The organism is Streptomyces millisiae (genome assembly GCF_031845425.1).
GTDB lineage: Bacteria > Actinomycetota > Actinomycetes > Streptomycetales > Streptomycetaceae > Streptomyces > Streptomyces millisiae.
The window spans coordinates 1-975 of the sequence record NZ_JAVREM010000159.1 but is presented as its reverse complement, the minus strand read 5'-3'; the positions used below and the strand labels follow the sequence as shown (position 1 = coordinate 975).

Annotated in this window: 2 protein-coding genes; both read right to left on the bottom strand. The window is 67.4% G+C overall.

The window, feature by feature from the left end:
- The coding region (locus RNC47_RS35960; RefSeq protein ID WP_311605047.1) for an ATP-binding cassette domain-containing protein at window positions 1–257 on the bottom strand (257 nt) is incomplete at its 3' end.
- Window positions 254–975: zf-HC2 domain-containing protein (locus RNC47_RS35955; RefSeq protein ID WP_311605046.1), on the bottom strand; the 722-nt coding region annotated here is incomplete at its 5' end. The genes RNC47_RS35955 and RNC47_RS35960, both read right to left, overlap by 4 nt.

Here is a 975-nt window from a genome sequence, read left to right as displayed (position 1 = left end):
AGAAATCCCAGCCTCCGCCGGATCGCGCGCCGGGGACCTGCCTGCCGCGGGTCCAGCCCGAAGACGCGGAGGTCGCCCGTTTCCGGCAGCCGGGCGGTGGCCAATGCGCGCAGCAGAGTCGTCTTGCCTGCGCCGTTGGGGCCGAGGAGGCCGGTGACACCAGAGGTGAGCGACAGCGTGAGATCGTCAACAGCCACAGTGCGCCGGTACTTCACGCTCAGATGTTTTACGGAAACGGTGCCGGTATCGAGAGTCATGAGGTAAGGGCCTTCCTTTCGGTGTCGAATGTGGACCGGGCCATGACCAGGCTGAACAGCAGCCCGGCGCACACCACGGCCAGAACAAGCTGTCCCTGAGCGGAAGTGAGCCATGACCCGCTCTGCGTCACGGCCGCCGGGACGATCCAGACCCCGCCGGCCACAGCGCATACGGTGGCGGGGTTCATGTGGCGTGAGAGCAAGAGGCTCAGGGCGGTCAAGGCGCCTGAAGGCACCATCCATGCCAGGGCTTCCAGGCCGAAGTCGGGCAAGGTGAGGGCGGCTGCCGTCGACGTCACCACGCACGTACCGAGAACGACAGCGGTACGCAGCAGCGCGACCCGGAACATGCTGAGCGGGGCCACCAAGGCCATCTCGCCCGCAGGCTCCCATCGGGCGTCGAAGCACAGGGCGACACTCACCACAGGAAGAAGGGGAGCCAACAGTACGAACACGGCCGGTGCCCCGTCCGGCGCGAGCAGCCGTGACGTCAGCGCAGCCAGCAGCATCAATAGCGCAGACGCTCCCAGCCACGACACCCGGAGCGCTGGCACCGAGGCCACCAGTCGTGCAACGTGATCCGGCACACCCAGCCGCATCAGCCAACGTTCCCCCGGTGAGGACACCACAGCGTCCACCGCATCGGACAGCTCAGCCCATACGGAGTCCACCACCAGGGCCAGGCTCTCCTGGTGCGACAGCCAGTCCCGGCATCGGG